This is a genomic window from Bacillus sp. JZ34, assembly GCF_053903205.1.
Genome location: NZ_CP096403.1, coordinates 2,926,267 through 2,949,048, shown reverse-complemented (window position 1 = coordinate 2,949,048; position 22,782 = coordinate 2,926,267). Strand labels below are relative to the sequence as shown.

Genomic DNA, 22,782 nt, shown 5'->3' with positions numbered 1-22,782 from the left:
CATGGCAAAACTGACGGCACGTTTTGACCTTGAAGACCGGGTATCTAAGAAGCTGCGAAGGATTCAGAAGGGGTTTAAAGACCTGGAAAAAAGACGAAAAAAACTCAGCCGCCCGTTCGCAATGAAAATAAAAACGAAAACAGCAGAGAAAACATTGAAAAAACTTAATGTTTTCTTAAAAGCCAACTTGAAATCATGGCAGCTTGAAATTTCAGCAGTTGATAAAGCCGGCAAAACGATTGACAATATTTCAAATCAGCTTAAGCAAAAGCTGCCTGGCAATTATCAATTTTCAATTGTAATAAATGATCAGGCAACACCGGGCATTCAAAAGATCAGAAGCATCATGTCTGATTTGTCATCAGCTGAATACTTCTTAACTGCAGCCGTTAACGACCGAGTCACCCCGGCTGTTCAAAAAATTTCCGGCTACATGAAGGGTGTATTGCAAAAAGGATACTCTGCAACGCTCTATGTCATTGATAAAATCACCCAGACAGCCAGCAGGATTTCCTCCTATTTGAATAATCATTTAGCAAGGGAATATCAAGCCACCCTTACGATTAACGACCAGGCCACCGCGAAAATGAATGCCTTGCAAAAAAAGCTTAACAGCATCGAGGCCAAACGTATCCTTAAAATTGACGCAATTGTAAAAACGGAACAAAAAGAAGACAGCAAAGATTCGGATGGGAAAGCTGAGGCCGTATGGACTAAAATTCTAAAGTGGGGTAAAGAAAAATTTGTTGACTGGGTGAAGGGGCTGCCGGAGAAGATTTGGGACAAATCATTTGATGCCATCCTCGGTAAGCTGTTTAAAGGTGAAGAAAGTGGAGGCGGTTGTTGCTGCTGTGGGGGAGGCGGAGGTTCTATAATCAATGAACCTGCAACAAGCAGCAGGCCAGGAAGTGAAGAAACCACTACTAATGGAGAAACAAGATCGGGAAGAAACAGATCCGGCGGCAAGTTTATGAAAGGTCTTCGAAAAGTGGGGAAAGTTGGAGGCAAAGCCCTCCCATATGCTGGAGCGCTTTTATCAGCGACTGAGTTAATGGATATGAACAAAGAAAACGCAGGTGAAAAAGTCGGTTCGGCAGGCGGAGGAATTGGCGGCGGTTTAGCTGGCGCAGCAGCAGGAGCTGCAATTGGCACAGCGATTCTCCCTGTGGGGGGAACGGCAATCGGCGGTGCCATTGGAGGTATGGTCGGAAGCATGGGCGGCTCAAGCATCGGTGAATATTTCGGGAAGATGTTCGATGACAATGGCGGTGTCGAGAAAGCATGGAATACGATAAAAGATAAATCGGCTGAGGCGCTCGGGGCCATTCAAGAAAACTGGTCGATGATAGCAGGATGGTTTACAGATAACGTTTGGAATCCTGTTGTCGGTAAGGTGGTTGAAGTAGCGACAGGGATTTTGAATCAGCTGACAACAGCTTGGACGATGATTCAGGAAACATTCATGACAGTGGCGGGCTGGTTTGCGGAAAATGTCTGGAATCCTGTTGTCGGCAAGGTGATCGAAGTAGCGACAGGGATCTGGAATCAGCTGACAACAGCCTGGACGATGATTCAGGAAACATTCATGGTTGTCGCCAGCTGGTTCGCAGAAAATGTCTGGGATCCGGTTGTCGGCAAAGTCATTGAAGTAGCGACAGGGATTTGGAATCAGCTGACAACGGCCTGGACGATGATACAAGAGACATTCACGGCGGTCGCCGGCTGGTTTGCGGAAAACGTTTGGAATCCCGTAGTTTCAAAAGTCATTGAAGTGGCAACTGGAATTTGGAATCGTTTTCAATTTACATGGAACATGATCAAAAGAGTTTGGGGCGCGGTTTCCACATGGTTTATGAATACGGTTTGGAATCCGTTAAAAAATACGTTTTCAACCGTAAAAGAAGCCATTGGAGAAAAATTTCAAGCGGCCAAAAAAACGGTAACAGACATTTGGAAAGGCGTCGCCGGCTGGTTTGAGAAAAATATTCAAAAGCCAATTGTAAAGATTGCCGGATTGATCAGCGACGGTTTTGAGAAAGCATTTGGATGGGTAGGCAAAATATGGGATAAGGTTGGCGGTGGTATTGATGCCGTCATCAACTTCATGACAGGAGATAATCCTGATAAAAATGCAACAGGCGGCTACATCACAAAACCGACCATCTCCTGGATCGGTGAAGCCGGAAACGAATTTGTCATCCCGACGGAAAACAACCGGGGACGCGGGAAGATGCTGCTTGCCCAGGCCGCGACTAAGCTCGGCATGCGCGTTGTTGACGACATGGGGGCCGCGGCGGGAGACGGGGGAGCTTCTTCTCCGGTTTCAAGCACCGCTTCATATTCGGCTTCTGTGTCGCCTGCTGTCGGCGTCGGGAATATAACGGCAGAGGCGCAGGCTTTCGGCCGGGAATTCACCGACGGCTTTGACAAAGGGATCGGCTCAAACGCTCCTTCCCTTGATCAATGGAAGCAAAAAAACATCAGCAAGCCGTTTAGCAGCCTGCCGGCAGAATCGTCTAATTACGGAAAACAGGCGGTCACCGGGTTTGCTTCCGGGCAAAATGCTACCGCGACCGGAACGGGCGGTTTTCTTCAAGCAAAAGTAAATACGCCTTATCAAACAACGGTGAAGACGTCATCTTCCTGGGGCGCAAATACAGTCAAAAACTTCGCTTCCGGGCAAAATGCAACACCGACCGGGACATCGCAGTATGTTGATAAAAATATCAACAAGCCGTTCCTTGATTCAAAACAGTCGGCTACAGGCTGGGGATCAGGCATGGTCGGACACTTTATCAGCGGCATGAATGGAAAAGGCAGCGAAGTTTCTCAAGCTGCAAAAAACTTAGCGAAAAAAGTGGAAAAAGCGTTCCGCGAAGAGCTGGATATTCATTCTCCGTCCCGGGTAATGATGAATCTTGGGCGTTTTGCGTCGGTTGGGATTGTCAAAGGTTTAAGTTCTGTCGATGTCAAAAGTTTTGCGGAAAAACAAGCGGGCTCACTGGCAGCTGCGTTTTCCGGAATCGGAGCCGTCGGTGGAAATGTAAAGTCGTGGCTAATGCAGGCGATCATGGCTACCGGTTCACCGGCGTCGTGGCTGCAGCCGCTTTCTGTCATTGCTCAAAAGGAATCCGGCGGAAATCCGCGCGCCTCTAACGGCTGGGACATTAACGCCAAGCGGGGAGACCCGAGCAGAGGTTTGATGCAGACGATCGGCCAAACGTTTAATGCGTACAAAGGAAAAGGAATGAATGATATTTTCAATCCTGTTCACAACGCGGTAGCGGCCATCAATTACATCAAATCACGATACGGGTCGCCATTTAACACGCCGGGGATTAAAAGCATGGCAAGAGGCGGAGCTTATAAAGGCTATGCCAACGGCGGCCTGATCACTAGCGAGCAGATCGCCCGCGTGGGTGAAGGCGGCAAGCGCGAATGGATCATTCCCGAAGAACGCGGCATCCGCGGCAGATATTTGCTTCAACGGGCTGCAGGCGCGCTCGGAATGGAAGTGCATAACCCCGCTGAAGGATCCGGTTCCATTTCAAGCGGTCAGGCGGCTGCAGCCACCGCAGGCGGGGCCCGATCCCGGCAGCCGGCTGGAAACGGCGCCAAAGAAGTCAACATCTATATTACCGGCGACAATCATTATCACAGTGAACGCGACCAGGAAACATTGATTGCGAAAATCAAGCGCGCTCTTGTCGATGAGCTTGAACGGGATATTCATATTGGGACGAAAGGAAGCGTAGCTTATGACTAAATCCGTGTACGAATTTTGGCTGACGCAAGGAAAGGAAAAGCTGCGCCTCCCTGTGCTTCCCGAGCAGCTTGACGTCAGCAATAATCTTGCGAACGAGTCTGTAAAGGTGTCAAAGTTCGGCGAGGTTACATTTATCAATGAACCGGGAGCAAAGACGATTTCATTTTCGTCTCATTTTCCGAAAAAGTATTCTCCGCTTGCGGAATATAAAGGGTTTCTTTCGCCGGAGAACGCGATTCTCAAAATCGAGAAGTGGATGAAAGCAAAAAAAACGGTTCAATTTCTCGTCACGGGCACGAAGATCAATTTCACATGCAGCATCGAAAACTTTTCGCATCGTGAGGGTGAAAAGGATATCGGTGACCGGGATTTTGATCTCACATTAAAAGAGTATCAAACAGCATCACCTCGGAAGATCAAGCAAAAAAAGAAAACGAAGAAAAAACGGCCGTCCAAACCGGCTCCAAAAATGTACACCGTCAAAAAAGGCGATACGCTCTGGCACATCGCAGGCCGTTTTTACGGAAACAGCCAGGAATGGCGGAAAATTTGGAACGCGAACAAACAGGCGATGATCAAACGAAGCAAGCGAAACATCAAACAGCCGGGGCACTGGATTTTTCCGGGGCAAAAGCTGAAAATACCATAAAACGATGCGCCGGGTGAACCGGCGTTTTTCTGTTAAATCAAAAGCAGGGGATAGCGATGATCGAATTATTTGTCATAAAAGAAAGCGAATGGTATGAACTTGTCACCGAAAGCGTCACATTGGAAGGAGAAAGGTACCAGGCGCCTCGTTCGATCGAAGCGTCGATTGTGATCAAGCAGGGAAGCCATAAATATTACAGCGTGCAGGAAGGCGATACCGTTTTATTTAAATGGAAAGGAAAAGAACTGTTTCGCGGAATTGTGTTCAGCAGGGTGCCGAAAGAATACACGCTCACGTTTAAAGCGTACGACATGCTTCAGTACTTGGTGAAAAACCAGGATGTTTATGTATTCTCGAACAAAACGGCCGCTGACATTGTCAAACGAATTGCGAACGATTTTCAAATTCCCAAAGGCGCGATCGCAAGCACCGGACATACGATTAAATCACTCGTCTTTAAAGACAATACGAGCCTGTATGACATCATCTTAAAAGCGCTGAGGGAAACAAAAAAGCAAACCGGAAAAAACTATCAGCTGTATGCCGAAAAGGGAAAGCTGTGTTTAAGAGCATGGCCCGAGCCGGAGGATATCTGGGTTTTGGAAACAGGTGTGAACATTACGGACTACGCTTACAGTACGTCAATCGATGAAACGGCAACCCGGGTGAAGCTGAGAAAGCAGAAAGATAACAAAACCTATACCGCATCAGCCAGTGATGAAGCCGGTATGAAAAGATACGGCATTCTCCAGTATACAGAAACGGTTTCGGATGATATTAACGAGGCGCAGCTGCGCGACCGGGCGAAGAAGATACAGGCTGAAAAGAAAGGCGTCAAAAAAGAGCTAAAAAGCATACAGGCGCTCGGTATACCGGAAGTCCAAAGCGGACTGCCGGTTTATATATCGATTCCGGAAGCGGGCATTAAAGAAACCTATTGGGTTGATAAAGATAAACACGATTTTGCAGGGACAAAGCATGTGATGACGATTGATGTCGTCGCGAAAAATACAATACCTGAAGGAGCGACTTCATGAAATTAAGCGATGCGATAAAAGAGCTGGCTCTTGGAGCCGTAAACGCTGAATCGCCTGTTGATGTCATGCCGGCTGAAGTCGTGTCCGCTTCTCCGCTCAAGCTGAAGCTCCGCAATCATGATAAATTGGTGATCCCCTCCGACTTACTGGTGGTGGCCAGGCATTTGACAGAACATACGGAACAGATCCGGATTGACGGAGAAGACAAAACGATTCGCTTTTACAGCCAATTGCATGCCGGCGACCACGTGATGATTGCCGCCATGCCTGGAGGGCAGTCGTTTTTCGTGATAGACAGAGTGTAGGAGTAGGAGGTGGCTCGGATGGCTCTTTCACCGGAAGTATCTTTTGAAGATATCGATGATGACAGCGAAGTGATTGAGACTTCAAAAACGTACAAAATTGATTTTGAAACAGGCAGGATGACAGGTGATATGATTTCAGGACTCGCAGCGATGGAACAAATGGTTTACATGGCGCTGAGAACTGAGCGCTACACATATGCCGTTTACAGCCATAATATCGGAAATGAACTGCAGGAGGTTCTTTCAGATCATGAAACGACCGACGCTTATAAAGAAATGGAGATACCGAGACTGATCGAGGAAGCCCTCATATATGACGACCGAATTTCTGCGGTAACCGATTTCGAGATTGAGCGTCAAGGTGATGCCTTCTATGTGTCTTTTTCGGTTGAAACCGATGAAGGGACATTGGAAATCGAGGAGGTGATAGGGGAAGATGTTTGAAAACCAGACATTTGAAGAGATTATGGAACGCATGCTTGAGCGGGTTTCGGATGAGATTGACAAGCGTGAAAACAGCGTTATTTGGAATGCGCTTGCCCCGGCAGCTGCCGAGCTGGCGCTTTCTTATATTTGGCTTGATCAAGTGCTGAATTTGGTTTATGCGGATACGGCTGAGGGCGAATATTTGGACAGAAGGGCGGCTGAGGCCGGTCTTGAGCGCTATCAAGCGTCCAAAGCTATTTGGTCAGCAGCCTTTACGGATGGAGTATCAGTTCCCACCGGAACCCGCTTCTTTCTGGAAGACTTATATTTTACCATGCTCGAAGACGGCAAGCTTGAATGTGAAACGGCCGGGACAAAAGGAAACGCCAATCTGTCGGGGCGGCCTTTACTTCCGCTCGATACCATTCCAGGGCTTGAAAAGGCGGTTATGGGAAGTCTTGAAATTCCCGGCCGTGATGAGGAGACGGATGAATCGCTGTATGAAAGGTATTTGATCCGCGTCCGCCGCGAAGCGGTCAGCGCGAATCAGATGCATTACAAACAATGGGCCGAAGAAGTGGACGGCGTGGGCAAAGCGAAGGTCTTTCCGCTGTGGAATGGCGAGGGAACCGTAAAGGTTGTCATTACAAACGCGAAAATGGAACCTGCCTCTGATGCATTAATCGAAAGAGTCAAGCAATATATCGATCCCGATCCGGGAAAAGGGGAAGGTATGGCGCCGATCGGAGCTTATACTGCGGTTGAAAGTGCGGTCTGGAAAGACGTCAGCATATCTGCAAAAATCATTCCTGAATCAGGCCGGACGATCGATGAAGCCAAACAGGAAATTGTAGAAAAAATCACAGCGTTGTTTAAAGAAATGGCCTTTAAAGAAAGCGTCATCCGTCTCTCGCAGATCAACAACATGATCTATGAATCGTCCTCTGTCAGTGACTATTCGGAAGTCTTCATCAACGGGGAAGCGAAAAATCTGCAGTTGACAGAAACGGAAATTCCAAAGCTGGGGCAGGTGACCATCATTGAGCAAGATTGATGAAATGGCTTTTCATCTGCCGCCATACTTGACGGAAATCCGGGAGATCCAAGATATTTTAGCGGCCGAGGCGCCAGAATTTGAGAAGCAAAATCAAGAGATTTTCGATATAACAGACCAGCTTTTCGTCACGACGGCCACATGGGGGCTGGACAGGTGGGAAAAGATTTTGAATGTCAGACGCGAGGCTTCAGACGGCGTTAATATTCGAAGGGCACGACTGTTAACCAAGATGTCCAATATTCCGCCGATTACTGCGCGCTCGATCGAGCGCGCAGTCAATGCCTTTTTAAAACAGCCGTCCGCATCCGTCAGACTGACGGCCGGACGGTATCATTTTTTGCTGAGCGTAAACGGTGAGGATCTGCAGTTTATACCTTCGATCATTCAAACTGTCAATCATATGAAGCCCGCCCATTTGGCTTATACATTCCGGGGCGGGTTTCATTATGAATATCGGCCGCCGAAAAGCATTCATAACAGACTTGTTTTAAGAAGCAAAAACCGATTTTTCGGTACGATACCGGTTTATTTGGACGGACAGTATCTGCTTGATGATTCATTCTACTTGAACGGTTTTCGAGAAATCGACGGTCTGCCCCGCAGGTTTAAACAGCAGCTCACACTGCGCCACAAGAAGCGGCAATATATCCGGTCCGCCTTGAGCTTGACGATAAAGGCGGCCGCTGAAAACCGGCGGAAACAGCAAACAAAAGCAGGCATGAAAACCGGCATTACCAATCAAAACAAACAGATCCAGTCCTTCAAAATTAGCTGCAAATGCGAGCATGAATTTAAGCAAGCAGGCGCGCTAGAAATGAGGGAGAAGTGGTGGACGTTAAACGGCGCATTTTTGCTCGACGGAACGAAGCAGCTGGCAGCAGCGGCGCAAAAAATCGCATTGTAAAGGAGAAATCAAAATGGCACAACAATTAACAGTGACAACGCTTTATGCGAGACAGCAAATGGCAAAAGCACGGGCTGAGGGGGGCAAGCTCACCAAAATCACAAAAATGGCTTTCGGAAACGGAGGTACAAACGATAAAGGTGAACCCGTTGCTTTACAGGGCAACGAACAGGCGCTGAAAAACGAACTCTTGCAAAAGGAAATCGACGGCTTTGTCTTCATGGAACCGGCGAAAGTCCGCTATACATGCACTTTGGGAGAAAGCGAACTGGCAGGAGAGACGATCAACGAGCTTGCCCTTGTCGATGAAGCCGGAAAATTCACAGCGGTCAGAACGATGACAGACAAGCAAAAAGACGGCGACATCGAGTTCGTCTTCGAAATCGACGACATTTATTAAAGGAGCTGAAACAAGGTGGACATCCAAAAACCGAGACGCCAGGTTCCTGTTTTTTTATCCTAAATAAGAAGCAAATACACCAGAGTGGTGCCAAACCTAAAAAAATACAGCAATAGTCATCACAATTGAATGAGAGGCGAAAACAGGATGGATATAAAAAAACCAATGAGTTTTAAAACAACAGATCGTGCCCATGCTGATCTTTTTAATAAAGTTGTCGATCAGCTCAATGAAAATGATCAACTGATTGTAAACTATATTGATGAGATCGATCAAAAAACAGCAACAAAAAAAGAGCTGGATTCACATGTGAAAGACGGCACACTGCATATTACAGAACATGATCGACACAGGTGGAATGAAAGTCAACTGTTTAATATTACTCAGGAAGATGGGCAAGGGAAAATTAATATTCATGAAAATGAAGATTTTCATGTTGTCCTCCCTCAGCATACAGGACTTATTCACTTTACGGCGGAGTCAGGGGCACTAAACGGACCTGGTCCTTCTATCAGAGGAATTTGGACATGTAATTCTGAGGGAAATGAAGGACAAATCATCGCTTTTGACAGAGCAAATAAAACCTATCGAAAATCAATTTTGGGGGGTAAATGGACGGAATGGACGGAATTGGAAACAACAGCAGGGTCTCAAACAAAAGTGGATGCTCATGCGGACAACCCCGACCTTCATATTTCCGAACAAGAACGTAAAAAATGGAGTAGCGGACAATTATACAAGTTAACGAATGATCAAGGTTCAAGGACAAGATTGCAAAGTGGAGCAGATATTTTAAAACTGCCGACCGGATTTTATGTTGCATTAGGGAATGAGGTACAAAATAACCCGGTTCAAGATAGTTCCTGGTTTACCTATGATGTCATTGAGGCTGATTTAGAACGAAAAACAATATATGCATGGCGGACTTATGATAATACATTATGGCATGGATCTGTTCATACTGATGGAATTTTTAAGGGATGGAAGCGAATTATAACAGCTGCTGATTTAGAGCCTGCCTGGACCGAAGTTCCCCTTAAGAACGGAGCTTCCCATGGTGATCGAAAGGTGCGTTGTGGTTTAATAGGCGGACTTCTAATATTAGAGGGGGAAATTGTGACAAAAAGGGGTGTTGTTTTTGGGACACTTCCGGAAGCCTATCGGCCGTCAAAATTTCGAAGCAGAATTGTTCCGATTTTCGGTACCACAGGGATGACTAAGTTATATATTGAACCTGATGGAAATATGAGATTGGAAGGCCAGATTGCAGATAAACTTGAGAACATTACATCTTATGGTTTAGATGAAGTGATTCCCCTTTAAAAAGTAAGGGGTTATACATTTTGATATCATACTTTTTTGTCGGCATAATGAATGTCGAGTACATGTGTAAAGGGGGATAAGAGACGGTGCAATCAAACGATATTTTTCAGAAAGAGATTACAGAATTAAAGTCCGGGCAAAAAATACTCGAAAAACGCGTCAGCACACTCGAACGAACATCAGACCGCCACGATCAGCAAATCATCTCAATTAACGAAAAACTGAACAAAATCGAAGAGAATACAACTTGGATCAAGCGCAGCATCACAGGCGCGATCATTACAGCGGTCAGCACCGGCATCATCGGCGGAGCGATCGCTGTTTTTTATAATTTATTGCAGAAATAAGGGAGGACAAGATGATGAAACATATCGACAAAGGCACGGTCGTCAGGACGGTGCTTCTTTTTATTGCGCTGGTCAATCAGACGTTGATCATGTTTGGAAAGCCGGTTTTACCGGTCGCCGAAGATCAGATTCATACATTGGCGGATGCCCTGTATTCGGCAGGGTCTGCGGCTTTTACGATCGTTGCATCACTGGTTGCCTGGTATAAGAACAACTATGTGACGAGCAAAGGGAAAATGCAACAAGAGGTTTTACAGAAAAAAGGTTTAACGAAATGAAGCCGTCTTTGAGGCGGCTTTCTGAATTGAATGTGAAAAGGAATGATGAAGTTTGGTCAAAGTCATCAAGAACTTTGTAAAAGTCAATCAATACACCCGTCCCGGGCTGAAGCTTGCGGCAGTCAATGGAATTGTCATGCATTGGACGGCGACGCCCGGGGCTTCCGCTTTAAATGAGCGCAATTATTTCAATGGCACTTGCATTATTGACAAGCGTTATGCCTCGGCTCACTATTTTGTCGACCGCCATGAGGCACAGCATGTTATTCCCGATCAGGAAGTCGCTTATCATGCGCATGATCAAAACCGCTGCTATGTCAGCTTCCTGAAGCCGAATGCCAATACCATGGCGCTCGGGGTCGAAATGTGCGTGGAAAAAGACGGTACCATCCATGAAAAGACGATTCGCAATGCGGCAGAGCTTGTAGCTGATTTGTGCAAGACATACGGTTTGTCCACAGATCGGATTGTCCGCCATTACGATGTCACCAACAAAAGCTGTCCAACCCCGTGGGTGAAAGATGCCGGCCAATTGTCAGCTTTCCGTAAAAGAGTAGACGCCCTTTTGGGAACGAAAACCGTATCCGTGTCGGCTGCCTCCACCAGCAAAACAAGCTCATCGTCGGGCATTATACTCAAAAAAGGAATGTCAGGCGCTCATGTGAAAAAGCTGCAAACGCGCTTGATCGCGGCCGGTTTTTCGCTGCCCAAATACGGGGCGGACGGAAGCTACGGAAACGAGACGGTGCAAGCGGTTGCTTCTTTACAAAAGAAAGCGGGAATTAAAGCCGATGGCATTTACGGCCCGGCAACTGAAAAAGCCCTCACAGCCGCTGAAGCGTCAGCGGGCGGTAAGAGCAAGACATGGACTCTTCCCGCCGGCATTTATAAGGTGAAAAGCCCGCTGATGAAAGGAACGGCCGTCACACAAATTCAGACAGCCCTTGCGGCTCTTTATTATTACCCTGATAAAGGGGCCAAAAACCACGGGATCGACGGATACTACGGAGTGAAGACGGCAAACGCGGTGAAACGTTTTCAGTTGATGTACGGTTTGGGGGCGGACGGAATATACGGACCGAAGACAAAAGCGAAAATCCTTGCTCTCTTGAAATAAAGGAACTTTTAAAGTTCCTTTATATTTTTAAAATTTTCAAAAATATATATTCACAACCATACTTGTATGGTAGTATGGCAGAGAGGAGGTGAGAGTCATGACAATGAAACAGTTAAACCCGCGGTCTGTCAGAGACCAAATCTATCGGATGCTGAAGGAAGAAATCATGAAGTTTCGGCTTGTGCCGGGTGAGCTGATATCGGAAAAAGAGATTTCAGAACGGTATGAAGTCAGCCGCACTCCGGTCAGAGAGGCTTTTTTGCAGCTGTCGAGAGAAGGGCTTCTCGAAGTCTATCCGCAGAAAGGAACCCGCGTATCGCTAATTGATCTTGATCTGGTGGAGGAAGCGAGGTTTATGCGGGAAAACCTGGAAAAGGCTGTAGCTGAACTGGCGTGTGAAGACTTTCCGGAGGAAGCTATGTTTAAGTTGGAGCAGAATGTGAAGATGCAGGAATTATCGATTGCACAGAAAAACTATGAAAGTTTGTTTGAATTGGATGAAGCTTTTCATCAGGCGATTTTTGAAGGCTGCGGAAAAGCGAATGTTTGGGCTGCGATTCAGCAGATGAACGTTCCCTTCCAAAGAATCCGTTTATTAAGGCTTGCCGCCGATTTTAACTGGAATACCATTCATCAGCAGCACGGGGCATTAACAGAAGCGATTCGAACAAAACAGAAGGCGAAAGCTAAGAAAATTGCCGAGGAGCATTTGCAGCTGGTCATCGTTGATAAACAGATGCTCATTAATGAGTTTCCCGGTTATTTCAAAAGTAAGCGCTTTTAAAGGAGTGGTGATGTGAAAGCTGCGGTGATGACGAAGCCATTTTCAATTGAATTTCGCGACGTTCCGCGTCCCGAACCGGCCAGCGGCGAAGTCCTTGTCAAGGTAAAGGCCGCCGGGATTTGCGGCAGTGATGTGCATTTTTACGACGGTTCAAATCCATATGCACAGTACCCTCAGATTTTTGGTCATGAGCTCGCAGGCATCATTGAAAAAACGGGGGCCGGGGTGAGGGAGCGATCCGCGGGCGAAAGGGTCGTAATTGAACCGGCTATTCCGTGCGGAGGCTGTTACCCTTGTCGGAAAGGGAGGACAAACGCCTGTGTGAACATCGATATGATCGGATCGGTTCGCAGAGGAGGCTTCGCTGATTTTATCATTGTCCCGGAAACGCATGTCCATCCGATTCCTGAGCAAATGGATTTTGCAGCCGCAGCGTTGTGCGAGCCGTTTTCCATCGGAGCGCAGGCGGTTCGGCGGGCAGCTATTCAAACAGGCGAAACGATTGTCATATTGGGAATGGGTCCGATCGGGTTAACGATTTTGGCACAGCTTAAAAAGCGCTTTGACTCCCGTGTAATCGCTGTCGATCCCGTACGGGAAAGGCTTGAGCTTGCCGAAGCATTCGGTGCGGATGCCGTTATACAGCCTGGTGAAGAGGATGCCGAGCAAATGATTCTGAAGCTGACAGACGGAGAAGGAGCGGGGATTGTGTTCGAAGCGGCCGGGATTCCCGCGACGATTGAGCAATCCGTCCATTTGGCAGCTGCCGCCGGGCGCATTGTCATTGTCGGCTTAACGGGGGAAAATGTGACGATTCCGGGTCTTCTTCTCACAAAGAAAGATATTGAAATTTATGGAACAAAACACAGTGTCAATCAATTTCCCGACGTCATTCAATTTTTGAATGAAAACCCCGAAATAGCCCGATCTTTTGTCACTGAGATCATGCCTTTTACAGAAATAGAAGAGGCGTTGAAAAAAGCGAAAAACTGTCCCCATCAGGTCACAAAGATCATTTTATCTTATTGAATCGGTGAGGAGGAAGTGTGATGAAAATGGTTTTCAGATGGTATGGAGAAGGAAACGACTCCGTCACCCTTGAGCAGATCAGGCAAATTCCCGGTGTAGAGGGGATCGTTTGGGCGCTTCATCATCAGCCGCCAGGTGAAGAGTGGCCATTGGAAGAAATGTTAGAAGTGAAGCGGCAGTGTGAACAGCACGGTTTTCACATTGAAGTTGTTGAAAGCGTTAACATTCATGAGGATATTAAGCTCGGGCTGCCGACGAGAGATCTGTATATTGAAAAATACAAGCGAACGATTGAAAATTTGGCCAAAGCCGGCGTAAAAGTGATCTGCTACAATTTTATGCCTGTATTTGACTGGCTGCGGACCGATTTATACAAAAAGGCTCCAGACGGTTCCACCGCTCTGTTTTATGAGCACGCAAAGGTGCACACAATCGATCCTTTTGCGCTTGTCGATCAAATCGCCAAGCATCCCGAATTCACGATGCCGGGCTGGGAACCGGAGCGGCTGGAGCATCTGACAAGGCTGTTTGAAGCCTATCAAAATGTGACGGAGGAGGATCTGTGGAGACATCTTCACTATTTTCTTGAACACATCATTCCAACCGCCGCACGCTGCGGAATCACAATGGCGATCCATCCCGATGATCCGCCGTGGCCGGTTTTCGGACTCCCGCGCATCATGACCTCAGGAGAAAGCATCGGGCGGCTGCTACAGCTTGTCGATCATCCGGCGAATGGCGTGACACTGTGCAGCGGTTCATTGGGCGCAAATCCCGAAAATGATCTTACCGCCATGATCCATGCGTATGCCAACCGGATTCCATTTGCCCATATCCGCAACGTCAAAGTCTACGAAAACGGCGATTTTATCGAAACATCGCACAGAACAAAAGATGGCACAGTTGACATTTGCGGGATTGTCAAAGCCTATCATGAAACAGGTTTTTCAGGCTATGTGCGTCCGGATCACGGCCGCCACATTTGGGATGAAAAGTGCAGGCCCGGCTACGGTCTGTATGACAGGGCGCTCGGTATCATGTATTTATGGGGCATATGGGATTCGCTTAATAGAGAAGAACAGGGGGCTTCAAAATGCTTGAAATCCATGAAAATTTAGCGAGGAAAACTGCGGTCATCACAGGCGGCAGCGGGGTGCTTTGCGGCGCGATGGCGAGAGAGCTCGGCCGGCAGGGTATGAATGTTGCCATTCTTAATCGAACCGTTGAAAAAGGAGAACTCGTGGCCGAAGCTATTCGAAAAGCCGGCGGCGCAGCGATTGCCGTTGAGTGTGATGTCATCAGTCAACGAAGCGTTGAACGGGCGAAGCGCGTTGTGGTCGACCGATTCGGCGGCTGTGATCTATTGGTGAACGGGGCCGGCGGCAATCACCCCAATGGCACGACATCAGATGAAACATTCAACTCCGAGCACCTCTTCCAGGACAACATCAAGACATTATTTGATCTGAACTGCGATGATGTCGGTTCTGTTTTCAATTTAAACTTCCTCGGTTCTTTCATTCCAACACAGCAATTTGCAAAAATGATGCTGAACCAAAAAGGGGCATCCGTGATCAATATTTCTTCAATGAGCGCTCAAACTCCGATGACGAAAGTGCCTGCTTACAGTGCTGCGAAAGCGGGCATCGACAATTTCACGAAATGGCTGGCCGTCTATCTGGCCGAAACGGGGATCAGGGTCAACTCCATTGCCCCGGGATTTTTCCTAACCAATCAAAATGAACGGCTTCTTCTTGATCAAAACGGCGAATTTACCGACAGGGCAAAGAAGATCATCTCTCACACCCCGATGAAGCGTTTCGGCAGCCCGGAAGATTTGCTGGGGACGCTGCTTTGGCTGGCGGATGAGAATATGTCCGGATTTGTTACCGGTATAACAGTGCCGGTGGATGGCGGGTTTACGGCTTATGCCGGTGTCTAAACGATGCGATAAAGGAGGCCGATACATGAAGCAGATTGTGTGTGAAAAGCCTTATCATTTTAAAATGACGGATGTGAAAATACCGGAACTTAAGGATGGGGAAGCATTGGTCCGCATCAAACGGATCGGAATTTGCGGGACCGATTTTCACGCTTATTGCGGAAAACAGCCGTTTTTCTCTTATCCAAGGGTGCTCGGACACGAGCTGTCCGGTGAAATTGTCAGCATCGATGATACCGGCGGAACGCTTAAGCCTGGCGATCAAGTGTCAATTATTCCTTATTTGGAATGCGGAACATGCATCGCCTGCCGGCACGGCCGGCCCAACTGCTGCGTGAATCTGAACGTCCTCGGTGTTCATACAGACGGGGGCATGCGGGAATACATAAACATCCCGGCAGACCACCTGTTAAAAACAGAAGGATTGACGCTCAGCGAAGCTGCTGTCATTGAATGTTTGAGCATCGGCGCCCACGCTGCAGAAAGGGCAAATATCAAAAAAGGGGAAGCGGTGCTTGTCGTTGGAGCGGGTCCCATCGGGCTCAGCGTGATGAGATTCGCAAAATTGAAGGGGGCGAAAGTCATCGCGATGGATGTCAGGAATGAGCGCCTCACATTTAGCCGTGAATGGGCTGAAGCCGATGAAGTTGTATTAGCGGGAGAACATGTGGCGGATGAGATCAAACGGTTGACGAACGGCGACTATCCGGCGGCTGTCTTTGACGCGACAGGGCACCTTGGATCGATGAACAGCGCTTATCAGTACGCCGCACACGGGGGCCGGCTGATCTATGTTGGGCTGGTTCACGGCCATCTGGTCATGCCCGATCCTGAAATCCACAAGCGGGAGCTGACCATTTTATCCAGCCGCAACGCATTAAGAAGCGATTTTGAGACGGTGATAAAAGCCATCAGGGATGGCGGAGCGGATGCGAACCGGTTTGTTACCGGACAGATTGCGTTTCGCGATGTTGTTGACGGATTTCAATCAGCACTTGCTCCGGAAACCAATCCTGTGAAAGTGTTGATCCATCTGTAATACCACATAAAATGAAAGCGTTTTCTAAATTCCGGAAAGAGGGGGTTGCCCATGTTTTCAAACGGCCGCGGGTTTGTCATCGTGATGCTTTTTCTGGCGGGAGTGATTAATTATTTGGATCGTTCAGCATTGTCTGTCGCCGCTCCTTTTATTCAGGAAGATTTGAACATACGTCCGGCGCAGATGGGCATGCTGTTCAGCAGTTTTTTCATCGGATATGCCATCTTTAATTTTATCGGCGGCTGGGCATCAGATAAGTATGGAGCGAAACATACGCTGTCGGCTGCAATGGTCGTATGGTCGGTTTTCAGCGGGGCCATTGCACTGACATATAATTTCGTCTCACTGTTTATCATCCGCGTCATTTTCGGCATGGGGGAAGGTCCGCTGTCAGCTGCAACGAGCAAGTCGGTCAACAATTGGTTTCCGCAAAAAGAAAGAGCAAGGGCGCTTGGCATGACGATGTGCGGAACGCCGCTCGGCGGAGCCATTTCAGGACCGATCGTCGGATTGATCGCGATCCATTGGGGGTGGAAGGCTTCCTTTGTGTTGATCATGATCATCGGGCTTATCTGGACTTGGTTCTGGATGAAATTCATGAAAGATAAGCCGGACGACTCCCGCAGTTTGTCCCCTGAAAAAGAAGCGCGTCCGAAAAAGGATACCGGCATCCCGCTGTCTTTTTATTTGAGGCAGCCGACCGTGCTGTTTACGGCGTTCGCATTCTTTTCTTACAACTATATTTTATTCTTTTTCTTAACGTGGTTTCCGAGCTATTTAACGTCAGCCCGGGGGCTGAGCATACACGATATGAGCGTTGCAACGATGATACCGTGGGTTGTCGGATTTCTCGGTCTCGCGCTTGGGGGATTTATATCGGATTATCTGTTCAAGCTGACGGGCAAACAGATGTTTTCGAGAAAAGCCGTGCTTGTGTGCTGCCTTTTGGCTGCGGCGGTATGCATTGGATTTGCCGGGCTTGTCACGACTGCGTTTGGAGCTGTTGCCCTTGTCGCACTATCGGTTTTCTTTTTGTATTTGACCGGCATCACATACTGGGCGATTATACAGGATATCGTTCATCCGGACAGGGTCGGGGGTGTGAGCGGATTCATGCACTTTCTTGCCAATACGTCCGGTATTATCGGTCCGACCGTTACAGGGTACATCGTCGAGTATACCGGGGCTTTCACAAGCGCTTTTTTGCTTGCGGGAGGGCTGGCGGTGGCAGGTTCTATTTGCGTCGCTTTGTTTGTGAAACCGATACGTTCTGAGAAGCTGCCTCAATCTGTTGCAGAAGGCGGACAGGGGCATCCTTTATGATGCACATACTGCTGAAGGCATAAAAAACCCCCTTCTCAGCAGGGAAGGAGGTTGAAAGTTCAGGCTTCACGGTTTGTTTTTTCTTTTGTTCAGCGTTTTAATGATTTTCTCGCTTCTTCTTCTGAGAAGAGAGGTATAGTCTGACAGGCCAAATTTTGCGAAATCGACGTGTTTGACTTGTTTTTTCAGTTTTTTCACAGCATCACCTAATTCAGCGCTTTTAGTTGATTGGTTTATTGTATGTATGAAACGGGAAAACGGAATAAGGACGGGAGAATTTTCCCGTCCTCGTTAAGCTTTTTTTCTTTTATACTCGCCGATCAGCCGTTCGTTTTGCCGGAAAATCCGTTCGGTATGGGGGCTGACTTCGTATTTCGCGATATTGGTTTTGGATTGCTTTTTAAACATTTTAAAGGCGAGGCGCTTTTTTGCGCTTTCATGGTCTTGCTGAAAAGCAGGCTCCATCAGTCGTCACCGTCCTCTTCGTTTGGTAGCAGAAGATCATAGATGCTTGTTAAAGAAGTAAACAGGAGGTAGTCAAATTCTGTGACAAGGTCTTCTGAGGTTAACTTCATGACATAGTCAAAATCGTGGATGGAAAAAGGAATGAGGACCATTTTTCCATTTTCTTCATAATAAACGTCTTTGCGCTCAAGCTTTTCTTGAACATCGAAGCGGTTTTCCATATGCTCAAGCAAATGATCCTTGCTTTCTTCTGAATTATATTCGCAAAGTGCAGCGGATATATTCATTTTTTCGGCAAATCGTTTGATGAGCTTTTCGATCCCTTCTGCATATGCTTCTATATTTCCATAATAGATGTGGATCGGTTCGTTTTTCAATAGGTATTGAAACGTTTTCAGCCTGTTTTGATATGTGTGGAGGAGGTCGTTGTTTTCTTCGAGAAGCATTCTTGTGTCTGTCGCGAGTTCGGAGCTGCCGAGCTTTTTAAAGTAAGCGTTTAAGAAAATAAAAGCGTCTGTCAGCGTGAAAAAAACGGCAACGATCAAGTAATGAAGCGGGTTTGTGAAAATCGACTGCGGATCGTGCGTCCAATAAATCACGGCGCCGATAACATAAAGCAGGTACCATGTTTTTCGGATCGCGACCGTTTTTTCGGTGAGCTTTTTTTCAAAACGCCACACGGCAGCCACATACAGAGCCAGCGCCAATACAATGAGCCAAACAAGGAATTGATAAAATAGCAGCATAACTGGTTTCCCTCTTCCCGAGAAATAGTGCAGTTCCTATTCTATTGTTATGCCAGCTTTCTTTTAAACATGAAAACTCCCGTCCTGGATTCGGACGGGAGTGTGCTGATTAAAAGAATAAATCTAGTATGAAATAGGCAAATGCACCGATGGTTGCCGAAATGGGAAGGGTAATGACCCATGTGATCAACATCCGCTTTGCGGTGCCCCAGTTTACGCCTTTCACCCGGTGGGAAGCGCCTACGCCTAAAATGGATGAAGAAATGACGTGTGTCGTGCTGACAGGCAAATGGACGATCGTCGCACCAAAGATGATGAGGGCTCCCGTCAAATCTGCAGAGACACCGTTGACGGGACGGATCTTCATGATTTTTCCGCCGACGGTTTTGATGATTTTCCAGCCGCCGACAGATGTTCCGAGTCCCATGGCTGTGGCGCATGCAAGCTGCACCCAGAACGGGATGTCAGTTGTACTGTGCAAGTTACCCGCAATTAAAGCCATCGTAATGATACCCATCGCTTTCTGTGCATCGTTCGTGCCGTGTGTATAGGACTGTATGGCAGCTGTCGCGATTTGAACGCGCCGGAACCGCTTATTCGTTTTGGCCAGATTGCTGTTCTTAAAAATGACTTTGACGATGCTGTAGATCAAATATCCTAAAACAAACGCCAAAATGGGCGATAATATAAGTGCTTCGATAATTTTAATAAATCCGTGGTATTTAATCGCGGCGAATCCTTCCGATGCGATGACAGCTCCGGCAATCGCTCCGATGATCGCGTGGGATGAGCTGCTGGGAATGCCGAAATACCAAGTCACCAGGTTCCATGTAATGCCTGCGATAAGAGCTGCAAGGATCACGACCGATCCGTTTTCCAGTTTGAAAGGGTCGGCGATGTCGCTCGTAATGGTTTTCGCTACGCCTGTGAACGTCATGGCGCCGGCGAAGTTCATAACTGCCGCCATTATAATGGCGTGCCTTGGTTTTAACGCTTTTGTCGATACCGAGGTGGCGATCGCATTTGCCGTATCATGAAAACCGTTGATAAAGTCAAATGCCAAAGCAAAGATGACAATCAGTATGGTTAATACAAATAAAAGATCCATTATAATCCCTCGTTACGCATTTTTCATTATGATGGTTTCTAAATTGTTTGCTACACTTTGGCATGAATCTGCGATTTCTTCTAGCGTCTCATAGATTTCCCTGTACTGGATCACTTTAATCGGATCGGTCTCTTTCCCGAAAAGATTCTTCAGCGATTTGCGGTGCAGGTTATCGCAGTTATGTTCGTATTCTTTAATTTTAATGGCGTGCGGCTGAATTTCTGTCAGGCGATTTTCCGCCAGCAATTCAATTGTCAACAGAATTTCTTTTGCGCATTCTCTGATATAGCCGCTGAATTTATCAATATGCTCATCTGAAGATGTGATCGAGAAGATTTCCATCATGGCTGAAAAGTGTTCGATACCGTCGAGTACATCATCGAGGCTGTTTGTAAGCTGAAGGATGTCTTCGCGTTCGATCGGCGTGATAAATGCTTTGTTCAGCTCCTTAATCATCGTATGTACATAATTATCTCCTTTTGTCTCATACTCTTTTAAGGTATCCGCGAATTCTTTAAGGGTTGTCTGATTCGTCACTTTATAGTTAACAAAATACTCAGCTGTTTCGTCTAAATTTTTTGCAATTTCCGTCAAAAGCACGGAAAACTTGTCTTTTTTTCTTTTCAACATTTGTAACCCTCCATTGTTTAAATGAGACAATGCACACATCAAAATATTATATAACTTTTTGTCGAAAAAAAACAGGTGCAGTCGAAAAAAACCATTTAATTTTTAGATATTCACATCTTTTAGGTGGGCGCAAGCACCAGCTGCCATCCGGGATTTTATGATGATAATAGGCGTTTTCTCCTTTCAGCTAATTGTGTCAAAAGAACGAATGACAGGATTTTTTTGAGGAATTTGGGAGTTTGGGTTCAAAAAAATAGAAAATTGGGAGTTTTCCTTATTTTCAGTTCGCTTTCCTGTTATAGTAGTAATAAACTGGAAAGGAAGGTGATCTGATGAGACGGTTAGCTTTCTTAGTTGTTGCGATTTGCTTGGCGGTTGGTTGCTTTTTCAGTCCGGTGTCAAAAGCAGAAGGGGTTATGAGCGGCGGAGATGGTGATAAAGTCGCCGTCGGGAAAGACGGTATGGTGGCTACGGCCCATCCGCTTGCATCAAAAATCGGAGCCGAAGTGTTGAAAAAGGGCGGGAATGCCATTGATGCAGCAATTGCGATTCAGTATGCTCTGAATGTAACGGAGCCGATGATGTCGGGAATCGGCGGCGGTGGATTCATGATGGTCTACGATGGCGAGACGAAGGAAACGTCGATCGTCAACAGCAGGGAGCGTGCTCCACAGGGTGCCGAACCTGACATGTTTTTGGATGAAGACGGAAAGGTGATTCCTTTTTCAGAAAGGTCGAGACACGGAAATGCGGTCGGTGTGCCGGGAACGCTGAAAGGGCTCGAAGCAGCGCATAAAAAGTGGGGAACGAAGAAAATGGAAGACTTGATATCGCCTTCCGTTAAGCTTGCAGAAGAAGGGTTCCCGATCGATTCGGTTTTGGCCGATGCGATAAAGGACCATCAGGACAAGCTCAGCAAAACGGCCGCAAAGGATATTTTCCTTCCCGACGGTGAACCTTTGAAAGAAGGCGATATCCTCGTACAAAAGGATTTGGCCAAGACGTTTAAATTAATACGGAAAGAAGGGTCAAAAGCCTTTTATGATGGAGAAATCGGCCGGGCGATTGCAGATGTCGTGCAAGATTTCGGGGGTTCGATGACACCTGATGACCTGTCCCGCTATGAGGTCACAACAGATAAGCCGATCTGGGGCGAGTACCACGGCTATGATATCGCAAGCATGCCTCCTCCAAGCTCAGGCGGAGTGTTCATGCTGCAGATGCTGAAATTGATTGATGATTTTCATTTATCGCAATACGATCCAAAATCATTTGAAAAATATCATCTGCTCGCGGAAACGATGCACCTCGCCTATGCGGACAGGGCGGCATATGCGGGCGATCCGGAATTTGTCGATGTTCCGCTCTCAGGGCTGCTCGATCCCGATTATATTAAGGAGCGGCAGCAGCTGATCAGCCTTGATTCGATGAACCGCGATGTGAAAGCAGGCGATCCGTGGAAATACGAGGCGGGAGAGCCGAATTATGAGATCGTGCCTCAGCCTGAAGATAAGACGATCGGGGAGACGACGCATTTTACCGTCACGGACCAGTGGGGCAATGTTGTCTCTTATACGACTACGATTGAACAGCTTTTTGGAACGGGGATTTTAGTGCCCGGGTACGGACTGTTTTTAAACAATGAACTGACCGATTTTGATGCGGTTCCAGGCGGAGCGAACGAAGTTCAGCCGAATAAAAGGCCGCTTTCAAGCATGACGCCGACGATCGTTTTTAAAGACGAAAAACCGGTGCTGACTGTCGGTTCCCCGGGAGGAACGACGATCATTGCTTCCGTTTTCCAGACGATCTTGAATTATTTTGAGTACGGCATGAGCCTTCAGGATGCGATTGAAGAGCCGAGAATCTATACGAACAGCCTGACTTCTTACCGCTATGAATCGGGAATGCCGGAGGATGTCAGACTGAAGCTCAATGACTTCGGCCACAGATTCGGTGCGAATCCGGTTGATATCGGCAATGTCCAAAGCATTTTCATTGACCGGGAGAACAGAACGTTTATGGGGGTTGCAGATTCAAGCAGAAACGGGACGGCGGTCGGCGTCAACATTAAGACATCGGCTAAATAGCGGAAGCAAGGGCTTGG

Annotated in this window: 24 protein-coding genes; 19 read left to right on the top strand and 5 right to left on the bottom strand. The window is 47.3% G+C overall.

The genetic code is table 11. The features are described 5' to 3' along the window. Position 1: 1 nt before the first annotated feature. The 18 genes from M1D90_RS14865 to M1D90_RS14780 all read left to right on the top strand — a co-directional run bounded on the left by M1D90_RS14865 (position 2) and on the right by M1D90_RS14780 (position 17,726). Positions 2-3,766 (top strand): transglycosylase SLT domain-containing protein, encoded by a 3,765-nt coding sequence (locus M1D90_RS14865; RefSeq protein ID WP_456282856.1) that lies wholly within the window; start codon positions 2-4, stop codon positions 3,764-3,766. Continuing rightward, on the top strand, positions 3,759-4,415 hold the full coding sequence (locus M1D90_RS14860) for a LysM peptidoglycan-binding domain-containing protein (RefSeq protein ID WP_026579858.1): 657 nt from the start codon (positions 3,759-3,761) through the stop codon (positions 4,413-4,415). The genes M1D90_RS14865 and M1D90_RS14860 overlap by 8 nt, the downstream gene beginning before the upstream one ends. Before the next feature lie 56 nt (positions 4,416-4,471). Next, positions 4,472-5,452 (top strand): XkdQ/YqbQ family protein, encoded by a 981-nt coding sequence (locus M1D90_RS14855; protein ID WP_026579857.1) that lies wholly within the window; start codon positions 4,472-4,474, stop codon positions 5,450-5,452. Further along, entirely contained in the window at positions 5,449-5,757 is a 309-nt protein-coding gene (locus M1D90_RS14850) for a DUF2577 domain-containing protein (protein ID WP_023856723.1), read from the top strand. Before M1D90_RS14855 ends, M1D90_RS14850 begins: the two co-directional genes overlap by 4 nt. A gap of 18 nt (positions 5,758-5,775) precedes the next feature. Next, positions 5,776-6,201, top strand: a complete 426-nt coding sequence (locus M1D90_RS14845) for a DUF2634 domain-containing protein (RefSeq protein ID WP_456282855.1) — start codon at positions 5,776-5,778, stop codon at positions 6,199-6,201. Continuing rightward, positions 6,194-7,237: a baseplate J/gp47 family protein gene (locus M1D90_RS14840; protein ID WP_095290098.1), complete on the top strand. Its 1,044-nt coding sequence runs from the start codon at positions 6,194-6,196 to the stop codon at positions 7,235-7,237. Before M1D90_RS14845 ends, M1D90_RS14840 begins: the two co-directional genes overlap by 8 nt. Further along, positions 7,224-8,144 carry a YmfQ family protein gene (locus M1D90_RS14835; protein WP_065643291.1) on the top strand — a complete coding sequence of 307 codons (921 nt, stop codon included), beginning with the start codon at positions 7,224-7,226 and terminating at the stop codon, positions 8,142-8,144. The genes M1D90_RS14840 and M1D90_RS14835 overlap by 14 nt, the downstream gene beginning before the upstream one ends. 13 nt (positions 8,145-8,157) lie before the next feature. After that, the gene (locus tag M1D90_RS14830) at positions 8,158-8,544 is read left to right on the top strand and encodes a phage tail-collar fiber domain-containing protein (protein ID WP_020451034.1); all 387 of its coding nucleotides are present in this window, start codon (positions 8,158-8,160) and stop codon (positions 8,542-8,544) included. A gap of 147 nt (positions 8,545-8,691) precedes the next feature. Next, positions 8,692-9,867 carry a hypothetical protein gene (locus M1D90_RS14825; RefSeq protein ID WP_025811599.1) on the top strand — a complete coding sequence of 392 codons (1,176 nt, stop codon included), beginning with the start codon at positions 8,692-8,694 and terminating at the stop codon, positions 9,865-9,867. 86 nt (positions 9,868-9,953) lie between these two features. Next, positions 9,954-10,214 (top strand): hemolysin XhlA family protein, encoded by a 261-nt coding sequence (locus tag M1D90_RS14820; protein WP_023856725.1) that lies wholly within the window; start codon positions 9,954-9,956, stop codon positions 10,212-10,214. Between the two features lie 14 nt (positions 10,215-10,228). Further along, complete coding sequence (locus M1D90_RS14815) at positions 10,229-10,492, top strand: phage holin (RefSeq protein ID WP_026579849.1); 264 nt, start codon at positions 10,229-10,231, stop codon at positions 10,490-10,492. Positions 10,493-10,544: 52 nt separating this feature from the next. After that, on the top strand, positions 10,545-11,609 hold the full coding sequence (locus M1D90_RS14810; protein ID WP_023856727.1) for a peptidoglycan recognition protein family protein: 1,065 nt from the start codon (positions 10,545-10,547) through the stop codon (positions 11,607-11,609). Between the two features lie 97 nt (positions 11,610-11,706). Then, complete coding sequence (locus M1D90_RS14805) at positions 11,707-12,393, top strand: GntR family transcriptional regulator (protein ID WP_328066525.1); 687 nt, start codon at positions 11,707-11,709, stop codon at positions 12,391-12,393. A gap of 12 nt (positions 12,394-12,405) precedes the next feature. Further along, positions 12,406-13,422, top strand: a complete 1,017-nt coding sequence (locus M1D90_RS14800) for a zinc-binding alcohol dehydrogenase family protein (protein ID WP_023856729.1) — start codon at positions 12,406-12,408, stop codon at positions 13,420-13,422. Between the two features lie 20 nt (positions 13,423-13,442). Next, a complete protein-coding gene (gene uxuA / locus M1D90_RS14795) occupies positions 13,443-14,540 on the top strand; it encodes a mannonate dehydratase (protein ID WP_328066526.1) in 1,098 nt (365 codons plus the stop codon). Then, entirely contained in the window at positions 14,516-15,364 is an 849-nt protein-coding gene (locus M1D90_RS14790) for an SDR family oxidoreductase (RefSeq protein WP_456282854.1), read from the top strand. Before uxuA ends, M1D90_RS14790 begins: the two co-directional genes overlap by 25 nt. Before the next feature lie 25 nt (positions 15,365-15,389). Continuing rightward, positions 15,390-16,403, top strand: a complete 1,014-nt coding sequence (locus M1D90_RS14785; RefSeq protein WP_268509256.1) for a zinc-binding alcohol dehydrogenase family protein — start codon at positions 15,390-15,392, stop codon at positions 16,401-16,403. Positions 16,404-16,454: 51 nt separating this feature from the next. Next, positions 16,455-17,726: an MFS transporter gene (locus tag M1D90_RS14780; protein ID WP_023856732.1), complete on the top strand. Its 1,272-nt coding sequence runs from the start codon at positions 16,455-16,457 to the stop codon at positions 17,724-17,726. A 66-nt stretch (positions 17,727-17,792) separates the two neighbouring features. Here the strand turns inward: M1D90_RS14780 and M1D90_RS14775 are convergent, their stop codons facing one another. From M1D90_RS14775 to M1D90_RS14755, 5 genes are all read right to left on the bottom strand, one after another. Further along, positions 17,793-17,924 carry a hypothetical protein gene (locus M1D90_RS14775; protein ID WP_023856733.1) on the bottom strand — a complete coding sequence of 44 codons (132 nt, stop codon included), beginning with the start codon at positions 17,922-17,924 and terminating at the stop codon, positions 17,793-17,795. A 93-nt stretch (positions 17,925-18,017) separates the two neighbouring features. Next, the gene (locus tag M1D90_RS14770) at positions 18,018-18,191 is read right to left on the bottom strand and encodes a type II toxin-antitoxin system SpoIISB family antitoxin (protein WP_023856734.1); all 174 of its coding nucleotides are present in this window, start codon (positions 18,189-18,191) and stop codon (positions 18,018-18,020) included. Beyond that, entirely contained in the window at positions 18,191-18,937 is a 747-nt protein-coding gene (locus tag M1D90_RS14765; RefSeq protein WP_023856735.1) for a type II toxin-antitoxin system SpoIISA family toxin, read from the bottom strand. Before M1D90_RS14765 ends, M1D90_RS14770 begins: the two co-directional genes overlap by 1 nt. A gap of 109 nt (positions 18,938-19,046) precedes the next feature. Further along, the gene (locus tag M1D90_RS14760) at positions 19,047-20,045 is read right to left on the bottom strand and encodes an inorganic phosphate transporter (RefSeq protein WP_075212749.1); all 999 of its coding nucleotides are present in this window, start codon (positions 20,043-20,045) and stop codon (positions 19,047-19,049) included. 12 nt (positions 20,046-20,057) lie between these two features. After that, positions 20,058-20,675 carry a DUF47 domain-containing protein gene (locus M1D90_RS14755; protein ID WP_023856737.1) on the bottom strand — a complete coding sequence of 206 codons (618 nt, stop codon included), beginning with the start codon at positions 20,673-20,675 and terminating at the stop codon, positions 20,058-20,060. Between the two features lie 332 nt (positions 20,676-21,007). Here M1D90_RS14755 and ggt point away from each other — a divergent pair, with 332 nt between their 5' ends. Further along, on the top strand, positions 21,008-22,765 hold the full coding sequence (gene ggt, locus M1D90_RS14750) for a gamma-glutamyltransferase (protein WP_026579843.1): 1,758 nt from the start codon (positions 21,008-21,010) through the stop codon (positions 22,763-22,765). The last annotated feature ends 17 nt before the right edge of the window (positions 22,766-22,782 follow it).